The following is a 19,728-nucleotide window of genomic DNA, read 5'->3' as shown; positions in this document are numbered from 1 at the left end:
TCCATAAGGGTGTGAAAAAGTATTAATAATAAACGTTTAATAAAAAAATATAATAGACTAGCTAAAAATTATACAACCTCTGTTAATACCCCAGCGTTAGCAAACTATAGAAAAAAAATAATAAAAAATGCAAGTGGCGAGGTTCTTGAGGTTGGTGTTGGAAGTGGAGTAAATTTTTCTTTCTACAATAAAGAAAAAGTGCAAGTTACAGGAATAGACTTTAGCCAAAACATGATTAAGTATGCAGAAAAGGCCGCATTCCGCTCTCAAGTAAAAGCAATATTTTCATGTGAAGACGTAGAAAGTTTATCGCTAGAAGCTAATTCATATGACTGCATAATATCTACTCTTACTCTTTGTAGTTATAGAGACCCTGTCGAAACATTAAATAATTTCAACAAATGGTGTCGGAAAGATGGATTCATATTGTTAATGGAGCATGGTCTGAGTACAAACAAAGCAATCTCTACATTTCAATATCTAATAAACCCAGTTTTTCATAAATTGTCTGGTTGTCACTGTAATCGAAACATTATAAGAATCATCAAAAAGTCAGAGATTGAATTAACAAAAGTAGAGCGCCATATGTCAGGTATTATTAATTTAATCTGGGCAAAACCCGTAAAATAATAGATACCTTTTACCGCTTATCGGATTCAAAAAACGAACGTAAAACAAAACTTTAGAATTATATTTTTTACATTATATACTATCTTTTGATAACTTAATGATTTTTAACCCTCTTTATAACCAAAAAAAAACATAAAAACAGTTCATAAAATACATGCATAATGATACAATATATTTATATTAAGAAGGGAGGATTATCCGTGAAAAGTATAATACTTTTTTTTGTATTGTCTCTTAATTTTACCACTCTATTAAACTATCCATCTATAACTACAATATTAACAGAAGAAACACCATATGCAGATTTACCCGGTCATCACTCGGAATTACCAAATCATAACTCATCGCTCTAAGATCGTTATATAACTTAAAAACAAATACACCTAGGTGTATTTGTTTTTAAATTATATAACGTATTCATTTTTAATGAATGGGACCTTCAAGAATTTTGTGTAAATAGAAGCCCTATTTTTAGTGTGTAAGTCGTTTTTTACGCTTCTACCTGATCAAACATTTCCATTAATTCAGCTCGTGCTTGATCAAACCCAAGGTGACATCGTGTTGAAAACTTTTTGATTGTATGGTTCAAATTGACTCACTAGAAAGCGTTCAATCGATGACTTATTCGGGAATTGCTCTTTACGTTTGTTGAGTAAATGCTTCGCCAAATCGCCATAGGAAACGCATAAAATGTCAGAATATGCTCGTTCTGTTCAAGGGCTGGGATCGCACGAGGATACGCTTTTTTCCACTTTGCTATAAAGACATCAAGGCTTCTTGTCCTTCTTTTTGACTTGAAGAACGATACACACGCTTAAAATCCTCACAGACTTCTACACGATCAGACACACGAACTTTATGAGCGAGGTTAAGTGAAAGATGTACGCAGCATACTTGGTAACGTGACGATGGATACATGTATTGGATGGCATCTTTGATGCCTTTTAGCCCATCGGAAATAAACAAAAGAACGTTCTCAAGAACTTCTTGCCAAATAAACGCGGATTGGAATGGCAACAGTAAATCGGACAATTATTTAAAGGTCTACTAACTTGTACTCGGATGGTGCTACGTAACCTAATGATCCATGAAAACGAATCTGGTTATACAATGAACGTAATCAAACAGTTCAAGGTCAAGTTCGTGTTGGCTAGAAAAAAACTTCCCGCGAATGAACTCGGTTTTGATAGTCTTGAAAGTAGCTTCAGCTACGGCATTGTCATAGGGCGTCCCTTTATCACTTAAAGAACGCTGGATGCCAAACGCCTCTAGCGATTTGTATGAAACAATTCCAGTTGATTCAGATTCCCTTTCACGGATGCAAACGCACGTTGAACGAGTTCAGCGTTCTTATTAGGTCCAGCACTATGTCCAATAATTTTACGGTTAAATAAAATCAATTAATAGACAAATATAATGCAATTTTTGATTTACGCGAACGTAGGTTAAATCACTCACGATCACCTTCAATTCCTGGTTTTGATCGAACTGTCGTTTTAATGTATTTCTTACTTTTGATTCATTACACGCGCTTTTAGACGGTTTAAATTGCGAGACCGTATAGGCATCCACAAGTCCTTGTTCCGTCATGATACGTCTAATACGACGACGTGAAACCGTCCAGTTCTTCTTTTCTAGTTCGACTTTTATTCTTCTCTGGCCATAGATCGCGCGACTTTTGTTTTACCCATTTATCAAGCGTAGATGACGTTAAATCGTATTCACGAATGATTTCGCTTCGTGGCTTTCCTGATTGATAAAGTTGAACCATTTGTTTTTTGAAATCTTCACTAAACGTTCGACGTTTTCTTTTGGTCATGATTAACTCTCCTCAATCATATTGATTGTAGTCTACTTGACCTTAAAAATTCTGTCCAACTCAGTGTAGCCTATCCAGATTCCGTTGGGGCAATCGTATACGCCAAGACCTCTTTTGAGCCGTCTTCTTGAATGCCAAAGACTAAACAATCGGCTTCTTTTGAAACCGTGTCCCGCTTCACCGCAATAAAAGTAGCATCTTAATAGATACAGACATATCGCTTTGCTAGCGAGCGTTCTTTAAAGGCTTTGACTTGTGTTTCCATTGTTTTGGTCATATTTAAGACGGTTTGAGGCGTTTAATGATGCCCATACATGCGCTCCAACAGATCAGCGATTTCAATTATCGTGACAACTTTTTGATATATACGTATGACAAACGACTCTAGGGTTTCATTTGAGCGCTTATAAGGCGCCACCGTTTATTGGTGAAAATCGACGTTACGATCCCTTGGAATGAATAGCTGAAGATCACCAAACTCGGTATGAAGCCTACGAGTGTAAGTCCCATTTCTCGAATTGCCAGAACCAAACCCAACACGATCGTATTTCTCGTAGTCAAAAAAGCAGTGAGCTCTGTGGCTAATAGGGTGTTCACAGCTTTTTATGAATGAGAACGAAACACTTCGTTTACATCTTCTTTTCGCACTAGAGCTTGAGCAATATCTGTAGTAAAATCAGTCATAGGGAAGTCCTCTTTTCTGTGAATTGGTTGTGGTGACTTAATTCTACTAGAAAAGGGATTCCTTTTTTCGTGCTTTTACTCATTTACACAAGATTTTTTACGCGCTCTAATGAATATCCGATTTTTGCATTTTGGAATAATTGATTGTTATATTTATATATAATATAATTATAATTAGTTGTATTTATAGAATTATATTTTAGAATGAACTACACTTTACTTTTGAAATAAGAATATACACGCTCAATGGAGGATTTTATGAGACACCTTTTAGGCGAACGAATAAGGCACCTAAGAAAATTAAGAGGGATTACCCAAAAAGATTTAGCAAAAGGCATTTGTACTCAAGCACAAGTGAGTAATTTAGAAAGAGGAACTGGAAATGAAAATCCTTCTTCACAGGTTCTATACCTATTAAGCGAACGACTACAGGTAGATATGTCTTATTTATATGGTCAATATAAAACAAATTATAAGAATTCAACAAATCAATTGGAAGTAAAGTCTGTTATTGATAATTTAAAATCTAGAAGAGATTATTTGTCTCTTAAATATGTAATTGATAATGAATTATCAGCTGAAAAAAATAAATATATTTCACCATTTCAAAAACAGTATCTATATTGGCATCAGGCTATTTGTGCATATCATTATAGTAACGACTTTAATTATGCTGAAAAATTAATAAATTCAGCCCTAATAATGGAAGTAGATCAAGAGAATGAGGAAACTCATATCCAAAAAATCGAAATAAAAGTAAGCTATGGTTTAATTCTATACTATGAAAAAGTCTATGATTTAGCGACAAAATTGTTCCTTGAGTGTATAGATGAACAAAAAAAATTCACTTCATCGCAAAGTAAAAATAAGATTTTACCCAAAATTCTATTCAACCTCTCAAAATGTTATACAGCTCAAGAAAATTATGATAAAGCTTTGTCATATTGTTTAGAAGCTATTGATATTTGTGTAGAGAATGACAGCTTATATTTATTAGGAGATGTAATATATCAAGCTGGTTATAATTACTATATGCTTGGTCAACTAGAGGAAGCATTAAGTCACATGAATGATGCGCTTATAATTTTTAATATACAAAAGAACGACAACCTTGTTAAGTTTGTTAAGATTAAAATAAATGAACTCACTGCTATTTAGCCGCAACTTAACACAGATATAACACAACCTTATCTAACATAAATTTAGAGTTTTTAACCGCGCTTAAAATTGTAGACATGATTTAAAACCTATCCCTCCTTTTAGAATTATGTACGTAATGCTTCGTTCTCATCATCACGTTCTCCTTTGTAGAAACTACAAAAAGCAAGCTTTCTTCCGAAAGCTTGCTTTTTTCTTTACTCCAATATCGTTTTCAGTTGATAACCGTCTCCAAGAAGGTTTGCCGTTCCGCCTTCAGCAAAAGAAAAAGATGCTTTGACTGCTTTCTTTCGGATAGATCCGGCTCGTCAGTACCGTTTCTCCGTCATTTATAAACACTTCAATGGAGGAACGGGCGAGAACGAAACGCACATTTAGCGTATGAACCAAAAGAATTGATGCTATCCTTGCACCACTAACTCCTTCTCCAGATAAGTCGCGGTCTAGTGTAACAGTCTGTTCTAATCGATCGAAAGTAAGGACTGTTTATTCGCTGCCATCTTCAGCACAAGCGACTTTCACTCCGAACACAGATGCATCCGTTTGATCAATATCAAAAGCTAACTCAAGTTCCACTTCTTGCTCTGTCAGATCAACCTGCTCAACGCCAGTCACACTATTTTGACCTAGTTTCTTCTTATTCATACGCAATGCCTTTAGTTCATCGACTGGTGTCATCCTTATTTTGCGTCGTCTGCTAAACGTAATTCGCGTGGCAACGTCAACGCGCCCGCCCAACCTTCTTTTTGACTTGGCATTGGCGATTCCCACATATCCATTCAACCGATTGCGATTCTTCGTCCTTTTCCGTCGAGAAAGATTTGTACCGCATAGAAGTCGTGCCCAAAATCAAGCTCTGTAAAAGCACCGCGCTCAAATACGCCATTTCTGTAGTCGCCTATGAAATAGCCTGTTTGATGTTGGTTCTGATACCGATCTCCTTCTGGCTCGATTCCTTGGGGAGAAAGGAGCAAAACATGTTTATCGCCTAGTATGACCGATTCTAACGACGACTATATCTAATTGTTTCACGTTACACCCTCCTCTCCCGTAATCGACTCTTCTTCTAATTATAAACAACATGCGCAAAATCTTATATCCGGACCTCGCACCGTTTTCTTTCCACCAAAGAACCGTTTTTGACTCCTTTCACCAACTCATCCTCATTCGTACTAATAAGTACTTATAAGTACTCATAAGTACCCACATGATAAGAACCTATTTATTTATAAGTACCTATGAGTTTTGATGACTCGTTTCGCCAATGCTATGAAGAGTCATGTTCTGCCATAAAATGGCGGAAAAAACACTCTACGAAAGGTGGTATTGCCCAAATGAAACCAACGATTCAGCCAACAAAAAAACGATTTATCTCACTCGATTTAGCAAGAGGGTTTATGCTTTCGTTAGTTGCCCTTGCCCACGCTTCCTTATTTTTGGGCAGTTCTTTACTTAGCCGCCCAGAAAGCTTAAACATTTGTTAATAACCGAGCGAGAGCAATGTTTGCGTTTGCACTTTTGTTTGGCTACGGACTCACGTTAATTGTCCGCAGTTACATGAAACGAAACAAAAACTTAAAAGATGCCAAGAGCTCCCTTTTTCGCAGAGCGTGGTATTTAATTCTATTTAGTTTTATTCTATCGGTTCTGATAGGTGGAAAAGACATTCTAGCAATCTATGGTACCGCACTTCTTTTATCCTGTTGGCTCTTATTTAAGAACGACAAAACGGTGCTAAAGAGCATAATCATCTTATCGCTCTCTTATATTGTGATTCTACCATTAGCTTAGGCAGCTATGGCTTACACCCAGTTTAATTGCGCTGAATTTATCCCTGCTGCCAAAGGGAGTTATTTCGAAAAAGTAACCGCTCAATTTATGCAATTTCTCACAGGGGGTCCGTTTCTTGCGCACTTTTTGTTACCTGTTAGTGTATCAATTCTAATGGGCATATGGGCTGAAAAAAAGGGCTTATTAATGAGAAGCCAGAGAAAAAGCCTTTCTTGTAGAAAGCTGCTGTTCTCGGTTTAACGCTCTCCATTGTCGGGGCTATTCCCCACACGTTGTATAACTATCAAATCATTGATTTAGCTCCAGCTTTTATCGGGTTGAATTGGTACCGTAGGCGGCGTTGGATATGTGGCTATTTTTGGATGAATTGGACCAAAACTGACAAAACCAAACCTTGCTGTAACAGCCATTACATCACTCGGTAAACGTTCGCTTTACTTATTTATTTCAACGAGATCATGTTAATTCTCTTCCTCTCCCCACTAACCTTTGATTTAGGTAATCAACTAGGTATGGCAGCAGGATGGGCGCTGACATTCTGCATTTGACTCACAGCCGTAGGATTTGCATACTGGCTCGAAACCCAACAAAAAAATGGACCGATCGACCACATTTTCCGCATGCTTCTATACCGCAAATCATCACCACATACAACGTAAAAAGCAGCCAATGGCTGCTTTTTTCACACTAAATCTTTCTTATAGTAATAAGCAGACTTTCTTCCATCTTTCGAGTTCTCTGGAAGATAAATAGCCGGTCGCTTCTTCTCAATTTCCAGTAAGTAAGCATAGAGCAAACCGTTCAAGCTGTTTTAGCTTCTCTATATGGGAAACAAATTAAATTCCGGCACAACAACCTTATAAACCATGCCGCCAACACCTTGTTGAATCTCCCTCGAATCGATCGCACATTATATGGCATATTGTTCACTGTGCCTCTGGCTGACGCAAGGGCAGGTGTGCCCCCATTGAGGTTGATTTGAAGGTTGTTACCCCCTCGGGCGAGAGTAATTTAAGAAGTCATAGCCCCTTAAGGAACTATGACTCATTTGTTTATTTCGATTTCCTTTTTAAACGATTCAAAAAATGCCAAAATACTCAGTGATCTATACCATGTTAGAGTTTATTCATAATAGTCATCATAGAAACCAATTAAAAGCCTGCTTTTTTATGCGGTTTAACACATTTCATCAGTGAGTCTTTTATCTAAAAAAGAGTAACAAATACACCCGAAGCTCAATATTCATTCACTTCTTATGCCAAGATACTTAGACTCCCAAAAAGATCTTTTATCAACAGGACTCGTTTGGGATACATCCTCATATACCAAATCTATTTTCATTTTACCTGTGTCGTCCAATATGAATGTTAACGCGTTCCACGGTTCTTGCCCTTGATCTTGGAATTCTTTTCTTAACTCGAAGAAAATTTTATATAACTCATATTCCTTCGACTCATATTCATCCTCATCTAATAAAAACCTATCTGATATATCTAAGCTGTATATAGGCTCTTTCCTACCCTTAGGGAAATAATAAAAAAATACACGTTTATACCCTTCCCTCATCTCAGCGTAAACATATACTCTTTCCCATTCCTCTGGAATAATTGTAGTGAGTGTATTAGCTATTTTTTGATAAATGGTTTCCATTACTTTTGTATCCAATCTTATCCCTCCATTTTTAACTCGTATAATTAGTTAATATCTCTGATTCTTTTCTCCCATCAATAATATAATTAATCCTAAATTCATCTGGCCTTTTATTGGATGAACTATAAATTGGCTTAACACTTACACTCACTTCCTTACCAGCTTCCAATGCTTTTTTCCATGTATTTTCTAACATTTTATACTCGCTTCTATTCAAATTAGCATTCATAGGCACCAAATTATCAATATCACCAGATCCTTTAAAAATACTAGCAATTAAATGACCACCATCGTCACCAGACAATCGATCAACACCACCAACTTTTCTTTGGGCATATGTATTTCGCTTACCCTGACCTAACTGAAGATTTGCCTCCACACTTTTAATTCTTCCCTCTGAATCGGTTTTGTAGCGATAGCCATTTTGGGTTGTGTAACTTATGTTTGGTTTTAACGCTTTCTTTCCATCGACCCGCGTATAGTGATTAACCCCACTCCCTACCTCTATCTTCCTCAACTGCTCCTGCTTTACCCCGCCAACATCTTGTTGAATCTTCCGCGAATCCATCGCATTATATGGCACATGATTCACTGGGCCTCCGGCTGGCGCAAGAGAAGGCGTACTGCCATTGAGGTTGGTTTGGAGATTGTCCATTCCACGAACAAAGCGGTCTTTCACTTGCCCAGTGGCTCCTTTTACGGCAAGGCTCGCTTGGCCAGTGGCTATTGTAGCGCTCATTTTCATGTTTTTTGCATAGGTGTTGAGTGCTTGTACTCCTCTGGTTCGCGTGTTACTCATAGAAGTTCGAAAACTCGGTCGGGTTGGAGGAGTTTGCGTCGCCAGTCTTAATTCAATCTCATGCCGGGTTTTGTAACCGTCCTTGCCACCGATTCGACCTAGCTTGGCCATTTGGCTGCTATTCGCGATTTTCGAAACACCTTTATCGCCGACAACCGCTGTACCAATAAGCCCCAGAGCATACCCAGTCCACTCGCCACGGCTTTGCGCGTCGCCATTGATCACATCGTCCTCAAATGCGTTCCACAGTTCATTCGCAATTTCTCCTACCAACGCAGGATCTTCCACAATCGCGCCAATAAATTCAGTCGTATCAGTAATGAACCCTATTGGATCAGTAACGACATCAACAACACCTTCAACCGCATCTCCTACGGCATTTACAGCTCCGCTCCCTAGCCCTTTAAAGAAGTTGAACGTTGAATCCCACCATCGCCCGCCTTCGTCCACGTCTTGCTCGACAGGGGGCATCGCGCATGCTTGAATCGCTTGTTCGTCATTCGCCATCGCGCTGACCGGGAAATGGTTCATGTAATACCAGCTCATTGATTCGAGTCCGCCCGGGATATTGGCATAAGCGCCCGTGTAGAAGAACTCAACTGGCAACGCCGTCTGGTAGATCGCGCTTTCCTGTCCGGTCAGGTCTAATGTGTCCGGTGGCGCCATTTGGATCGCTTCGGTGACGAGGTTCGTGTATAAAGCTTCTAGATTTGCATCGATTTCGGCAAGTGTTTCTGCGGAAAGAATTGCTCCGCCACTCGACCAGTTTGCAACGTGAGAGACAACGGTCGTCACTTCTTGGAGCGTGGTTTCGGCTTGCGCCAACAATGCTTCATTTTCTTCGTCGAGCGCATGTAGTTTCCCAATTGTTTCTCTTGCGTGGTCTTTACCCCGGTCTACCTGTCTTAAGACCTCTTCCATTGAAAAAGGTGTAAGCGCAAGAATATCACTAATCGAGGTGCGAATTGATTCAATTTCGCTCGCATCGTCTGTTGCCGTTGTCGCGATGCGTTCAAGGCCGTTCTTAATCTCACCAGAAAGGAACTCCTCTCTAACGATGGCCGAGCTTGATTCAAAGCCGAGTACGTTCGACTTGACTGTATCTAATTGTTCCATGTATTGACGAATGAGTAAATGAAACGCTTCGAGAACAGGTAAATGAAGCCTCTTAAAATGGTCTTTTAACGCCTCTCCGCCTTGGCCTTGCAAGGACTCTAGTTGTTCAATCTTCTGGATGCTTGCCCGTAAGCTTTCAATGTTGTCGGAATCCTGTTGTTTGGAAAGCTTGATTTTGTCAATCGCATCGATCACTTCTTGTACATCAAGAACCTTCATCCATTTGGCACCCTTCCCTGTCATTATCTGCGGCTTGCGAGTGTTTGATCGACTTCTCCGTACGTTTTAACAAGCTCCTCGCTTTCTTGTTGAACGTTTTTAAACACATCCAAAAACGCCTTGAGTTGAGTAGCGTATCCACTTTCAAACTCGGCCAGTTTTGTGAGAAAGGCCATTGATGAGGTCTCAATTGCTGGTTCACTATCTGAAACGGTGAAATTTGCTTTATCACCTGCATCGCTTAATGCGCTTAGTGCTTCTTCTTCATCTACTTTAATTTCAGGCATCCTGTGGTCTCCTTTCCGTTTACGTTGATAGACGGTTCCGCAAGGACTGCAAAGACGTTTCCATTGTTAGAATGGAAGTAGAACAGCTAGACACCTCTCCTTGCAGATTGGAAATCTCTGTTTCAATTGAGCTAAGCATTTGCTCAGCGCGATCCTGCGCATCTGAGTACGATCCTTGCATTTCGCTGCGAATATCCTCATGCTCAGATGCTTCATTGCCACGCCAAGCGTCGCCGTCGATTTCAGGCTCTTTGATTTTTGCTTTATGGTTATGGAGCATTTCTTGTTCTGTGCTTAGCGAGCGTTTCGCTGTTCTTAACCGTTCAATCTTATCTTCTGCATTTCCGAGCTGTGTACGAATCGTACCAAGCTTCGTTTGCAACTGAAGAATTTTCGTCGAGTCTGCCACGATAAAAACAATCCTCCTTTTCTATAAATGGTTTTAGCAATGTTCATTTAATAACTAAGATTCACTTTTTTCTTTTTCCATTTTATAGAATTCTAAAGAAACTGTCTACTAATGTCCCATTACGTTTAATAGACTAATTGTCCGTTGTTCCTATATAGAGAGGCAGCGCTTAGCCCTGTAACGCAAAAATCCCCGCATTCGCGAGGTGGGGGAATTATAACGATTCGGAGCTGGATCGGACGTTTGTTTTGATTGTGGGCAAGTTCCAAGCATATAAATGAATAAAGTCTTTGCATAATTAAACTGAACAGTACGTCACCATAAGCTTTTTAGACCACCTCGTACACTATCAATCGCCAAAACACCGCATCACAATAGGCAGATTTTAAATCGTTTAATTCTTGCGGGTCAAACAAAATTCTTGTCGTCTAACCAAGCACTAAGTTATCCGGCACTAAACTCATTCAACTATTTAAAGAGGCACTTTTTTTCCGGAAAAATTTCCACTGCTTGACCCCAACTCAGCTGTCTTATTGACTACGTATGATTAATAAATCGAAATGGGTCCATAAGGTCCCTGGATAATTTTAATATCTGTTTCAAATATAGAAGTTAATAATCTTGGTTCCATGATTTCTTTCACCGTACCGAAAGCAGCGATCTGCCCATCCTTCATTGCACAAATACGATCCGAGTATTTGGCGGCAAAATTAATATCATGCATGACCGTTAAAACCGTTCTCCCTAAGTCATCTGCCACATGCCTTAAATACTCCATCATCTGCACCGAGCGAGCAATATCGAGATTATTTAGTGGCTCATCAAGCAAGACATATTCCGTTTCTTGACATAGAACCATAGCGACATAAGCCCTTTGCCTCTGTCCACCGGAAAGCTCATCTAAGTAACGATCTTCTAAATCCGTTAAATCAAGAAAATCAATATACTTTGAAATGATTTCCTCATCTTCATCTGTGAGTCTTCCATTAGAGTACGGAAAGCGACCAAATCCAGCCAATTGTCTTACGGTTAATCGCGTAACAAAGTGGTTTTCTTGCCGAAGAATGGTAATAATTTTTGCTAAATCCTTAGACTTTGTACTCGTAATGTCCATGTTGGCGATCTCGATTTGACCTTCATCCATGTTTAATAGTCTACCAATCATCAATAGGGTAGTCGATTTCCCAGCGCCGTTTGGCCCAATTAGCGAAGTAAAGCCTGCTTTTGGAATCTCAATATCCAAAGGGCCGATTTTCACATTATCCGAATACTGCTTTCTAGCGTTAGTAATTTTTATCATAGTGACCTCTTCCTTAAGATAACAATTAAAAAGATAATCCCACCAAATAATTCAATGATGACTGTAACAACAGCTTGCGAGTTAAAGACATGATACATGATAAAGTAAGCGGTTGTTAGAACACAAAACCCAATTGCCATCGCCATTGGAAAGACATATTTGTGATCATAGGTTGGTGCCGCTTGGTAACTTAAAATCGCAATTAAAAAGCCAAAGAATGTTAAAGGTCCAATTAAAGCTGTAGAAACGGACATTAAGATCGCAATTAAAACAAGCATATAAATAATACTAGGTTGAAATTTAATCCCAAAGGTTGTAGCGACATCTTTTCCGAGTGATAACGCATTTAATCGATTTGATTTGGCAATAATCAAAACGGCAACAAGGATCACTAATGGAATAACGATTGGAAAATAAGCCGCATCCGCATTATTAACAGAACCAAATAATCTCGTCTGCAACAGATCAAATTCAGATGGAGCTAGCAGTCTTCTCATGAAGCTAGAGATTGAACCAAGTCCACCCCCGATAATAATTCCGATGAGTAGCATTAATTGTAAATTACCATACTTACCAGAAAGTAACCATCCATAAAGAATTAAGCTCAAAGAGACCATCAGCACAACTTGAAGGAGAAATGAGCTAAGTCCAGTAAAGCTAATGAAGGCACTTGCGCCAAACAAAAAGATCGTACCCGTTTGAATCGCTGAATACAGTGATTCAAACCCTAATAGAGACGGTGTAACGATCCGGTTATTCGTAATCGATTGAAAAGCGACCGTTGACAAACTATGACACACAGCGGCAATCAGCATTGCAACAATGCCGACGATCCTTCTTTCCACAACAGGAATAAATGAAGGAGAATCTACCGGTACTGGATTGTTATACAGAAGAAGACCCAATGAAGAGATAATACCAAGAACAATTAAGCTTGAGAGAATGATCCAGTAACGTCTTTCTTCTTTCTTTGTGCGAAAGGCACGTGCTGATCTTCTTTTATGATGAGAGCTAGTTTTCACTTGAACATGCTCGGTTTGTTTTTGTTCTAAAGCATTCATCCTAGCCTCCTTGGTCTTCTCTGTCTTAGTAAAATCGTAATAAATACGACCGCTCCAACCGTTCCTAGAATTAAGGAAACAGGTACTTCATACGGCATGATAATCGTCCGAGAGAGAATGTCACACAGCATAATGATTCCCATCCCGATTACACATACCCAAGGCAAATTACTTCTCAAATCATCCCCTCTGAACATGGAGACGAGATTCGGAACAATTAAGCCAAGAAACGGTAAATGTCCAATGACTGCGGCAACGACTCCAACGGCGACGGCAATTAGCCCATTTGCAACAAGAATAAGGGTATTGTAATTAACCCCGAGACTTTTCGACACATCTTCGCCAAGGCCAGCAAGCGTTAAGCGGTTGGCATAGATAAAAATGAAAAATGTGACCAGAACGATAATCCATAGAAATTCATAGCGACCCGCTTGCACGGCTGTAAACGAACCAACAAACCAACTCTCAATCACTTGTGCCATTTCAAAAAAGAGTCCTAAAAACGTTGAAACAGCCGATATTACAGCTCCAAGCATTAAACCAATAATCGGAACAATAAGAGAAGATCGAAGTCTAACACGTCTTAAAAACAAAAAGAAAATCATCGTGCCAATAAAGGAAAAGACGATCGCACCAGTCATTCTCAGTACTAACGACGGTCCCGGAAAAAGCAAATAAACCGTCAGTAGCCCAAGTCCGGCCCATTCGGTTGTCCCAGTTGTCGTTGGTTCCACTAGACGATTTTGAGTAATGAGCTGCATCACAAGACCAGTCATCGCCAGTGCTGCACCCGTTAACATTAAAGCTATCGTTCTCGGAACTCGCGTGATGAAAAACATGTCCCAGCCATCTACTTGCCCGCGAATATCATAGACACCAGTAAACAACGAAATCACTCCGAGTAAAATTACTCCGATAATCGCTAAGATAAAGGATTTCGTCCATATCTTATTCTTCTTATAAAAGCGGGATTGAGAGGTTCTCTCAATCCCTGGGTCAACTTTTTTTTGCACTACATTAAACCCCTTTACGTTACTCGTTTAAAGCATCCGTAATGATATCAAAAATCTCAATAAATGTTTGAATGGACTCATTTGTATAAGTATCGTTAGGAGCATAGACAATTTGTTCTTCAGTAATCGCTGTAGTGTTTTGAAGAGCTGGTGAATTATCAATGACATCTTGTGCTGGAACGCTCTCACTCGCTTCAGATGTCGCTGCATCACGATCTAAAACCATCAACCAATCTGGATTGCTTTGCGCAATCGCTTCAACAGAAATTTCATCACCTTGGTGATCTGCAGTACCACCCTCAACTTCTAGTGCTGGTGTCCAATCAAGGATTTCATAAAGTGGGCCCCATACTCGACCTGATTGTGGTGCAGCGTAATTGACACCCCCACCAGAAACGATGACTGCCATCATTGTGTCAGTTCCATTATAAGCTTCTTGTGCATTTGCAATCGACTCTTCGAATTCAGTTACTAATTGCTCAGCTTCTTCGTTCTTATCAAAAATCTGTCCTAATGTACGCGTTCCCTCACTAAAACCATTAATTAAGTTTTCACCAGGCGTTGCTGCTTCTTCTGAGACATCAAAGTTCAAGTCAACAACAACCGCATTTGGTACTAAGTTTTTGATATCATCATAACGATCACCGAAACGTTGACCAACAATAACAAGATCAGGATCAGCCGCTGCAATTAATTCTAGGTTTGGTTCACGATGATTCCCAATATCTTCAACACTATCGTCTGACACATACCCTGAATCTGCATGCATAATTGTCTTTGGAGCAGCCGCAAGTTCAATACCCCAAGCTTCTAATGTTTCGAAAGCGCGACTGTCAAGAGCAACAACCGTCTCTGGATTAACAGGAACCTCAACTGTCCCATGCATATCTGTGATTTCAACCGTTTCAGGAGCATCTGTTTCTCCTACTTCGCTACCTGTATCTGTTTCAGTTGTATCAGTGTCGGCAGATTCATTATCCCCGCCGCACGCTGCTAGTAATAAAACTAGAGTAGCCATAATCATCGATAATTTATATTTCCCCATCACGTAAACCTCTCCCCATTATGTAAGTTAAGCTGATAATTGATAAGATAGCTTTCAGTTGCCAAGTGCAAACCAAAACAATATTATCACTGATAATAATTATCATTATCAACCCACTGCCAAGTATACCAGTTATCCAGGAAGCGTCAAGAAGTTTTTGTAAAAAGAAAGCGCTATTCTCACACTCTAAAAGACGTATGAAAGTTCTATCTGGGCAATTATATCCTATAAGTACGCTCTTACTTGATCAAACCCAAACTGGCGTTAGGTTGTGAAATTTTGATGGTAGGGTTCATATTAACTCACTAAAAAGCGTTCAATTGATAGTTTAATTGGGAATTGTTCTTTGCGCTTACCGTATAGCAGAAAACAAAAATAAGAGCCCTTAATTGGTCTTGGGCTCGTTTTTCTGAAAAAAGTAGTTTATATTAATTAATAGTTATTCAACACCTCCTCGCCTTGGTCTTTCAAGGACTCTAGTTGTTCAATCTTTTGGAAGTCTTTCAATGTTGCCGGAATGCAGTTGTTTGGTAATCTTGATTTTGCCAATCCATCGATCACTTCTTGTACATCGAGGACCTTACAGTTATTCACTCAGCAATTCACGTGCACTTTTTTAGCGTAAAAAGAACGCAAGAGTTATTCCTGCGTCCTACTAAATTTCCTATAATAAACAAACAATATTAAATATCGTACTAGAATAAATAAGGTTACATACATGCGCTATTCCACTAGTTTACATGGATCACTCCATAAGCAACAAAGACATATATCTTTTCGGATATCTAACTCTTATTAGTAATCAAGTTGCTTGTCGTGCCTCTTTATTATAGTTTCCAATAATTGATATCGTTTTGTCTGCCACGTTACTTCCGAGAGATCCATATAATTCCTTATCACCGATGACGTAAAATTCCTCTTTCGCACGGGTTGCTGCCACATTCATAATATTGGCTTCAGAGACGGCCCAACTAGCTGCACCACTACTTGTAGAATCTGCCCCTAACACAAAGTAAACAATCTTTGCTTCTTTCCCTTGAAACGTATGTACTGTCCCGACATTGACTGGCTTACCATTTTCTCTTTTTGTAAAATCAATGTCATCTAACACACGTGCCATTTTAAAAGCAACGTTTCTAAATGGCGTGATGACATAGATCTCTTCAGCTAAATCCGGGTTATCTTGCAAACGATTCGTAATTAACTTTTTAAGTAAGAGAGCTTGTTCTTTCACATACTTGTCAATGGCATTTCCTGTTGAATCAAACCAATCTGATTTCCCCTGTGCGGCATCCCCTTCTTTACCTTGAACCATTAAGTTGTTATACGAGATCTCATTTGAAATGGTAAACATCGGGTAATTTGACCGTCGATGCACCCAAAGAGGGATACCAATCCATTCTTCATCGTCTTTTTGAAAGCCAAACTGACTCGTTGCATCAACAAGCGTTTGAGTCGATGCATCAGCGGAGACAAAGGTTTCATCTACTTTGTAATGCCTCCCTATCAAACTCAAAACAGGCGAATCTAAAGTTAATACAGGCTTGATTTGTGATGGGTCTCCAACGACCATCACCTTTTTACTTCTTAAGATGGCCCCGACACTCGCTTGTGGCAGTGCTTGGCCCGCCTCATCTATAAATAAATTCCCGATAGAGTTTTCATTCAAATGTTTAAACATCCGACCAAAACTAGCGAATGTTGTGCTAATGACAGGGATCGTGAAGTTGATCCATTGCCACGACTCAGCAAGTATTAAAAGCCCATTTTCTTTTGCAATATAATCAGACTGCTTTTGCCAAATCATCCTCGCCTTCTTTACATTCTTTCTGTTTTCATAAAGAAATTGTTTCCGTACTTTTAGCGCTGAAATAAAGAGCTCTGATTGTAAGGTACGGAAATGATCAGAAAACCATGGGTTGGATTTTTGGAGTTGATCATAGGAGAGTGAAAAATCAAGTACCTTCCTATCACTTTTCACCAAATCTTCTCTCAAGACTGTTATTTGCTGCTCTAAATTTCGCAAAATCGTTTGTTCAGTACTAATCCATTGATTCAATTCAGCCTGTGATTCTTCAATCCTTTTCACTGCGCTCTTTACTCTTTTTTCATAATTATGTAGTTGCTTCTCCAATTTCGACTGCGTCTTTTTTAAGTCTGTTTGCTGTTGAGTCATCTGATTCAGTTTGTCATTTGCGCTTGTAAGCTCTTTCATGTATTCGTTCATTTCCGGCACCTTTAACAGTTTTTTTACCCAGAAAAGGCTCGGCTTTTTTGCGCTAATGACATCATAATTCCTTTCAGCTTGAGCTTGTACATTCTTTAGATCTTCGAGTTCGATAGATGTGCTATCATGTTCCTTTTTAAGATGAGCCATTTCCTGTTCGACTCTTTCCATGTCGTCTCTCTCTCTTTTTTTAACGGAGGCTAAGGCTTCATGCTCCTGCTTTTCTTTTTCATTAAAAGCAGCAAGTTGCTCAGTATAGTCAATGGTTACCTTTTGAAAAAGAGATACCTTTTCACTGAATTGTTGTATCGTTTCTCTTTCTTTTTTTAATCGTTCAGTAAGACGCATAAATTCCTTATAGGCATCTTCATTCGTTTGGTAGTCATCTTCTAAATTTTTCTCAATTGATTCGATATGTAAGAGAACGTTATTCATATTTTTCGAGGCGCCACCCTCCAATGAAAAGGTCCCCCAATTCTCATCTTCTACATGTTCAAGGGTAAGAGCACGATTTTTCCCAATCCCTTCCACCTTTACTTTAGAGTTGGATAAATGCTTAAAATAATCGGCTTCAGCAAGCTGATTTTGAAATTCTTCTGAGATTTGCTCGTTCTTCGGCAATTCTCTAACAATGTTTTGAACCGCACCGTTATTTGAACTGGCAACAACGATATTCTTCTCAGAAATAATGTGTGGCAAAACACCCAATTTGGCATTTTTCCAGTACGTCAAGCTACCGTCTATACGTTTTGTAGATAAAGCGACGATTTCCGATGCTTGCTGTACAACTAAATCCGCAAAAATATCTTTAAGTAAGGTGGTTTTACCTGTACCTGGTGGACCATTTACACTACGAATGGGGTTACGATCATTTGAGGCGAGATTAACCGCAACCTGTTGCATAAAGGACAACGCAAACTTCGGATTACTCGGGAAACGTCCAAGAGGATAAAATTTCGGCTGTAAAATACTCTCAAAAGCACTCGGATTAAAGTGAGGGGACTCTTTATTGCTGTCAAGATTCTGGCGAGATCCTACAAACCCATTAAAATAGCGATCCAAGTTCTGATTCGACTTTTTCTTTGCCTTATTCAAATCCTCTATAAAAAACGAATGGAGATTAGGATCACTATTCGTGACATCGTTCACGAATTGATAACGAAAATGTTCCTTAGACACCACGTATTTTATGAGAAGTTCCTTCATGGTTTGATTAAAGTCTTCTTCAAATCTCTTTTTCAGATCCTCTTTAAAATTATCTTCAAACCCGGTGAAGTTTTTAGGGAATTTCTTGTATTGTTGAACATAGCCACTCATTGTAAAGAATAACTCGTCTTCTTTGAAATTGAGTTCGTTATCAAAGCTTAATAAGAAGGTGAACTTGTCAGATTTACTCACCTCTTCATACGATTTTTCAATCTTAAATTGACTCCTCAACAATTCAATTACTTCTTCAAAATTGAAAATGCCAAAATAAAGTACGAGACCCGATTTCTTGAAGCCCTTGTCAGTAATGTTTCGTTCTACTTTTTGCTTTTCTAAAAAGCGTAAGAAAAAGCTATGCCAGTCTTCTTCTTGAGTACGTAATGGCACTAAAGAAGAATCTTTTTTATTAATAGAACCTTCCGACAGCTGTTCGATCATGATCCATGCATCTAAAATATCGTTTCGTCTATTCATATAACCCCCCTGATGTATTTGTTCAGTAATTTTCCACAACCTGATTTAATTATGTAGCCATACATTCTATCTACACCAATGGGAGTAGATCTCTTGGAAATTTTAACATAGTCTTAGGGTTTTAAGAGAGTATAATTGGTCATTTTACTAGACTTATGCTAATCGTAATCCTTTATTAACTTCTATCATTATAAGCTCTAGCTATTACTCCGTATAAAAAGGACACCCTTAAGGGAATCCCAAATGAATTGTTACCTTCAATTCTAGCTAAGACTTATTTTTCTGCCTGATGTTAGGGGTGACGGAGGGCATCCCGTGTTTAAATGAGTCAGCATATCTCCCTGGTTAAGTCGCTCACGATTACCTTCATAAATTCTCCTCAAATATATTGATTTTAGCCTAATTGACCTAAAGTAATCTGTCCAACTAAATGTAGCCTATCCATCCACGCACTCATATAGAGTGCGATATCGGAAGATGAATATATTCAAAACGTAATCTATATTTCAATTCACCCAATCATAAAGAGTGCGATTAAACACGGTTGATTATTTGTTATCCAGCATTAAATTTCAATCCACGCAATCATGCAAAGTGCGATAATTTTGATTCTGATAAAACAAATGGTAGATGTATTTCAATCCACGCACTCATACAGAGTGCGATCACGTCATTTCTCAAAAGCCAAGAGTGGTTCATATTTCAATCCACGCATCCATACAGAGTCCGATGTCTGCATATGCTTGCTCAATTACTTGATTCATAATTTCAATCCACGCACCCTTACAGAGTGCGATGTTGGCAAGCAGTGGGTCCTATACAACAAGCATATATTTCAAT

The 19,728-nt window shown here is 38.9% G+C and carries 14 protein-coding genes, 4 pseudogenes and 1 CRISPR repeat array (1 of these 19 only partly in view); of the genes and pseudogenes, 3 read left to right on the top strand and 15 right to left on the bottom strand.

From position 1 onward, the window contains the following. The first annotated feature begins 21 nt into the window (after positions 1–21). The gene (locus JOC54_RS11620) at positions 22–630 is read left to right on the top strand and encodes a class I SAM-dependent methyltransferase (protein WP_204466454.1); all 609 of its coding nucleotides are present in this window, start codon (positions 22–24) and stop codon (positions 628–630) included. 490 nt (positions 631–1,120) lie between these two features. On the opposite strand, the pseudogene JOC54_RS11615 reads toward JOC54_RS11620, so the two are convergent. From JOC54_RS11615 to JOC54_RS11605, 3 pseudogenes are all read right to left on the bottom strand, one after another. Further along, a pseudogene (locus tag JOC54_RS11615) lies at positions 1,121–1,662 on the bottom strand (transposase); the annotation flags it as partial. Between the two features lie 4 nt (positions 1,663–1,666). Continuing rightward, positions 1,667–2,449 (bottom strand): annotated as a pseudogene (locus tag JOC54_RS11610) (IS3 family transposase). Positions 2,450–2,525: 76 nt separating this feature from the next. Beyond that, positions 2,526–3,133, bottom strand: a pseudogene (locus JOC54_RS11605) (transposase); the annotation flags it as partial. Between the two features lie 258 nt (positions 3,134–3,391). Here JOC54_RS11605 and JOC54_RS11600 point away from each other — a divergent pair. Next, on the top strand, positions 3,392–4,291 hold the full coding sequence (locus tag JOC54_RS11600; RefSeq protein ID WP_204466442.1) for a helix-turn-helix domain-containing protein: 900 nt from the start codon (positions 3,392–3,394) through the stop codon (positions 4,289–4,291). A gap of 255 nt (positions 4,292–4,546) precedes the next feature. Here the strand turns inward: JOC54_RS11600 and JOC54_RS23395 are convergent. The 3 genes and pseudogenes from JOC54_RS23395 to JOC54_RS11585 all read right to left on the bottom strand — a co-directional run. After that, positions 4,547–4,717, bottom strand: a pseudogene (locus tag JOC54_RS23395) (GH32 C-terminal domain-containing protein); the annotation flags it as partial. Between the two features lie 60 nt (positions 4,718–4,777). After that, the gene (locus tag JOC54_RS11590) at positions 4,778–5,074 is read right to left on the bottom strand and encodes a GH32 C-terminal domain-containing protein (RefSeq protein WP_204466441.1); all 297 of its coding nucleotides are present in this window, start codon (positions 5,072–5,074) and stop codon (positions 4,778–4,780) included. After that, positions 5,071–5,265, bottom strand: coding sequence for a glycoside hydrolase family protein (locus JOC54_RS11585; RefSeq protein ID WP_204466440.1), 195 nt, complete (start codon positions 5,263–5,265; stop codon positions 5,071–5,073). The genes JOC54_RS11590 and JOC54_RS11585 overlap by 4 nt, the downstream gene beginning before the upstream one ends. A 360-nt stretch (positions 5,266–5,625) precedes the next feature. On the opposite strand from JOC54_RS11585, the gene JOC54_RS11580 reads away from it, so the two are divergent. Beyond that, positions 5,626–5,775, top strand: coding sequence for a hypothetical protein (locus JOC54_RS11580; RefSeq protein ID WP_204466439.1), 150 nt, complete (start codon positions 5,626–5,628; stop codon positions 5,773–5,775). 1,549 nt (positions 5,776–7,324) lie between these two features. Here the strand turns inward: JOC54_RS11580 and JOC54_RS11575 are convergent. The 9 genes from JOC54_RS11575 to JOC54_RS11535 all read right to left on the bottom strand — a co-directional run bounded on the left by JOC54_RS11575 (position 7,325) and on the right by JOC54_RS11535 (position 18,888). Continuing rightward, positions 7,325–7,747 (bottom strand): immunity protein YezG family protein, encoded by a 423-nt coding sequence (locus JOC54_RS11575; protein WP_204466438.1) that lies wholly within the window; start codon positions 7,745–7,747, stop codon positions 7,325–7,327. 16 nt (positions 7,748–7,763) lie between these two features. Next, positions 7,764–9,866, bottom strand: a complete 2,103-nt coding sequence (locus JOC54_RS11570) for a T7SS effector LXG polymorphic toxin (protein WP_204466437.1) — start codon at positions 9,864–9,866, stop codon at positions 7,764–7,766. Between the two features lie 23 nt (positions 9,867–9,889). Then, positions 9,890–10,153 (bottom strand): YwqI/YxiC family protein, encoded by a 264-nt coding sequence (locus JOC54_RS11565; RefSeq protein ID WP_035420778.1) that lies wholly within the window; start codon positions 10,151–10,153, stop codon positions 9,890–9,892. 19 nt (positions 10,154–10,172) lie between these two features. After that, a complete protein-coding gene (locus JOC54_RS11560) occupies positions 10,173–10,562 on the bottom strand; it encodes a DUF5082 domain-containing protein (RefSeq protein WP_204466436.1) in 390 nt (129 codons plus the stop codon). Positions 10,563–11,109: 547 nt separating this feature from the next. Continuing rightward, on the bottom strand, positions 11,110–11,862 hold the full coding sequence (locus JOC54_RS11555; protein ID WP_054794662.1) for an iron ABC transporter ATP-binding protein: 753 nt from the start codon (positions 11,860–11,862) through the stop codon (positions 11,110–11,112). After that, positions 11,859–12,923, bottom strand: coding sequence for an iron chelate uptake ABC transporter family permease subunit (locus tag JOC54_RS11550; protein ID WP_054794661.1), 1,065 nt, complete (start codon positions 12,921–12,923; stop codon positions 11,859–11,861). The genes JOC54_RS11555 and JOC54_RS11550 overlap by 4 nt, the downstream gene beginning before the upstream one ends. Beyond that, positions 12,920–13,936: an ABC transporter permease gene (locus tag JOC54_RS11545; protein ID WP_204466435.1), complete on the bottom strand. Its 1,017-nt coding sequence runs from the start codon at positions 13,934–13,936 to the stop codon at positions 12,920–12,922. Before JOC54_RS11545 ends, JOC54_RS11550 begins: the two co-directional genes overlap by 4 nt. Before the next feature lie 19 nt (positions 13,937–13,955). Beyond that, the gene (locus JOC54_RS11540) at positions 13,956–14,981 is read right to left on the bottom strand and encodes a siderophore ABC transporter substrate-binding protein (protein WP_204466434.1); all 1,026 of its coding nucleotides are present in this window, start codon (positions 14,979–14,981) and stop codon (positions 13,956–13,958) included. An 802-nt stretch (positions 14,982–15,783) separates the two neighbouring features. Further along, the gene (locus JOC54_RS11535) at positions 15,784–18,888 is read right to left on the bottom strand and encodes a DEAD/DEAH box helicase (RefSeq protein ID WP_204466433.1); all 3,105 of its coding nucleotides are present in this window, start codon (positions 18,886–18,888) and stop codon (positions 15,784–15,786) included. Positions 18,889–19,522: 634 nt separating this feature from the next. Continuing rightward, positions 19,523–19,728: a CRISPR direct-repeat array (repeat unit 32 nt) (it continues 1,551 nt past the right edge of the window).

Source organism: Shouchella xiaoxiensis, assembly GCF_016907895.1.
Taxonomy (GTDB): Bacteria; Bacillota; Bacilli; order Bacillales; family Bacillaceae_D; genus Shouchella; species Shouchella xiaoxiensis.
This window is presented reverse-complemented; position numbering and strand designations above follow the sequence as displayed.

Bases quoted from the DNA above. Each gene is read 5' to 3' on its own strand.
- JOC54_RS11600 (WP_204466442.1), top strand. From the start codon at position 3,392: ATGAGACACCTTTTAGGCGAACGAATAAGGCACCTAAGAAAATTAAGA.
- JOC54_RS11580 (WP_204466439.1), top strand. From the start codon at position 5,626: ATGAAACCAACGATTCAGCCAACAAAAAAACGATTTATCTCACTCGAT.
- JOC54_RS11570 (WP_204466437.1), bottom strand. From the start codon at position 9,866: ATGAAGGTTCTTGATGTACAAGAAGTGATCGATGCGATTGACAAAATC.
- JOC54_RS11565 (WP_035420778.1), bottom strand. From the start codon at position 10,153: ATGCCTGAAATTAAAGTAGATGAAGAAGAAGCACTAAGCGCATTAAGC.
- JOC54_RS11555 (WP_054794662.1), bottom strand. From the start codon at position 11,862: ATGATAAAAATTACTAACGCTAGAAAGCAGTATTCGGATAATGTGAAA.
- JOC54_RS11550 (WP_054794661.1), bottom strand. From the start codon at position 12,923: ATGAATGCTTTAGAACAAAAACAAACCGAGCATGTTCAAGTGAAAACT.
- JOC54_RS11540 (WP_204466434.1), bottom strand. From the start codon at position 14,981: ATGGGGAAATATAAATTATCGATGATTATGGCTACTCTAGTTTTATTA.
- JOC54_RS11535 (WP_204466433.1), bottom strand. From the start codon at position 18,888: ATGAATAGACGAAACGATATTTTAGATGCATGGATCATGATCGAACAG.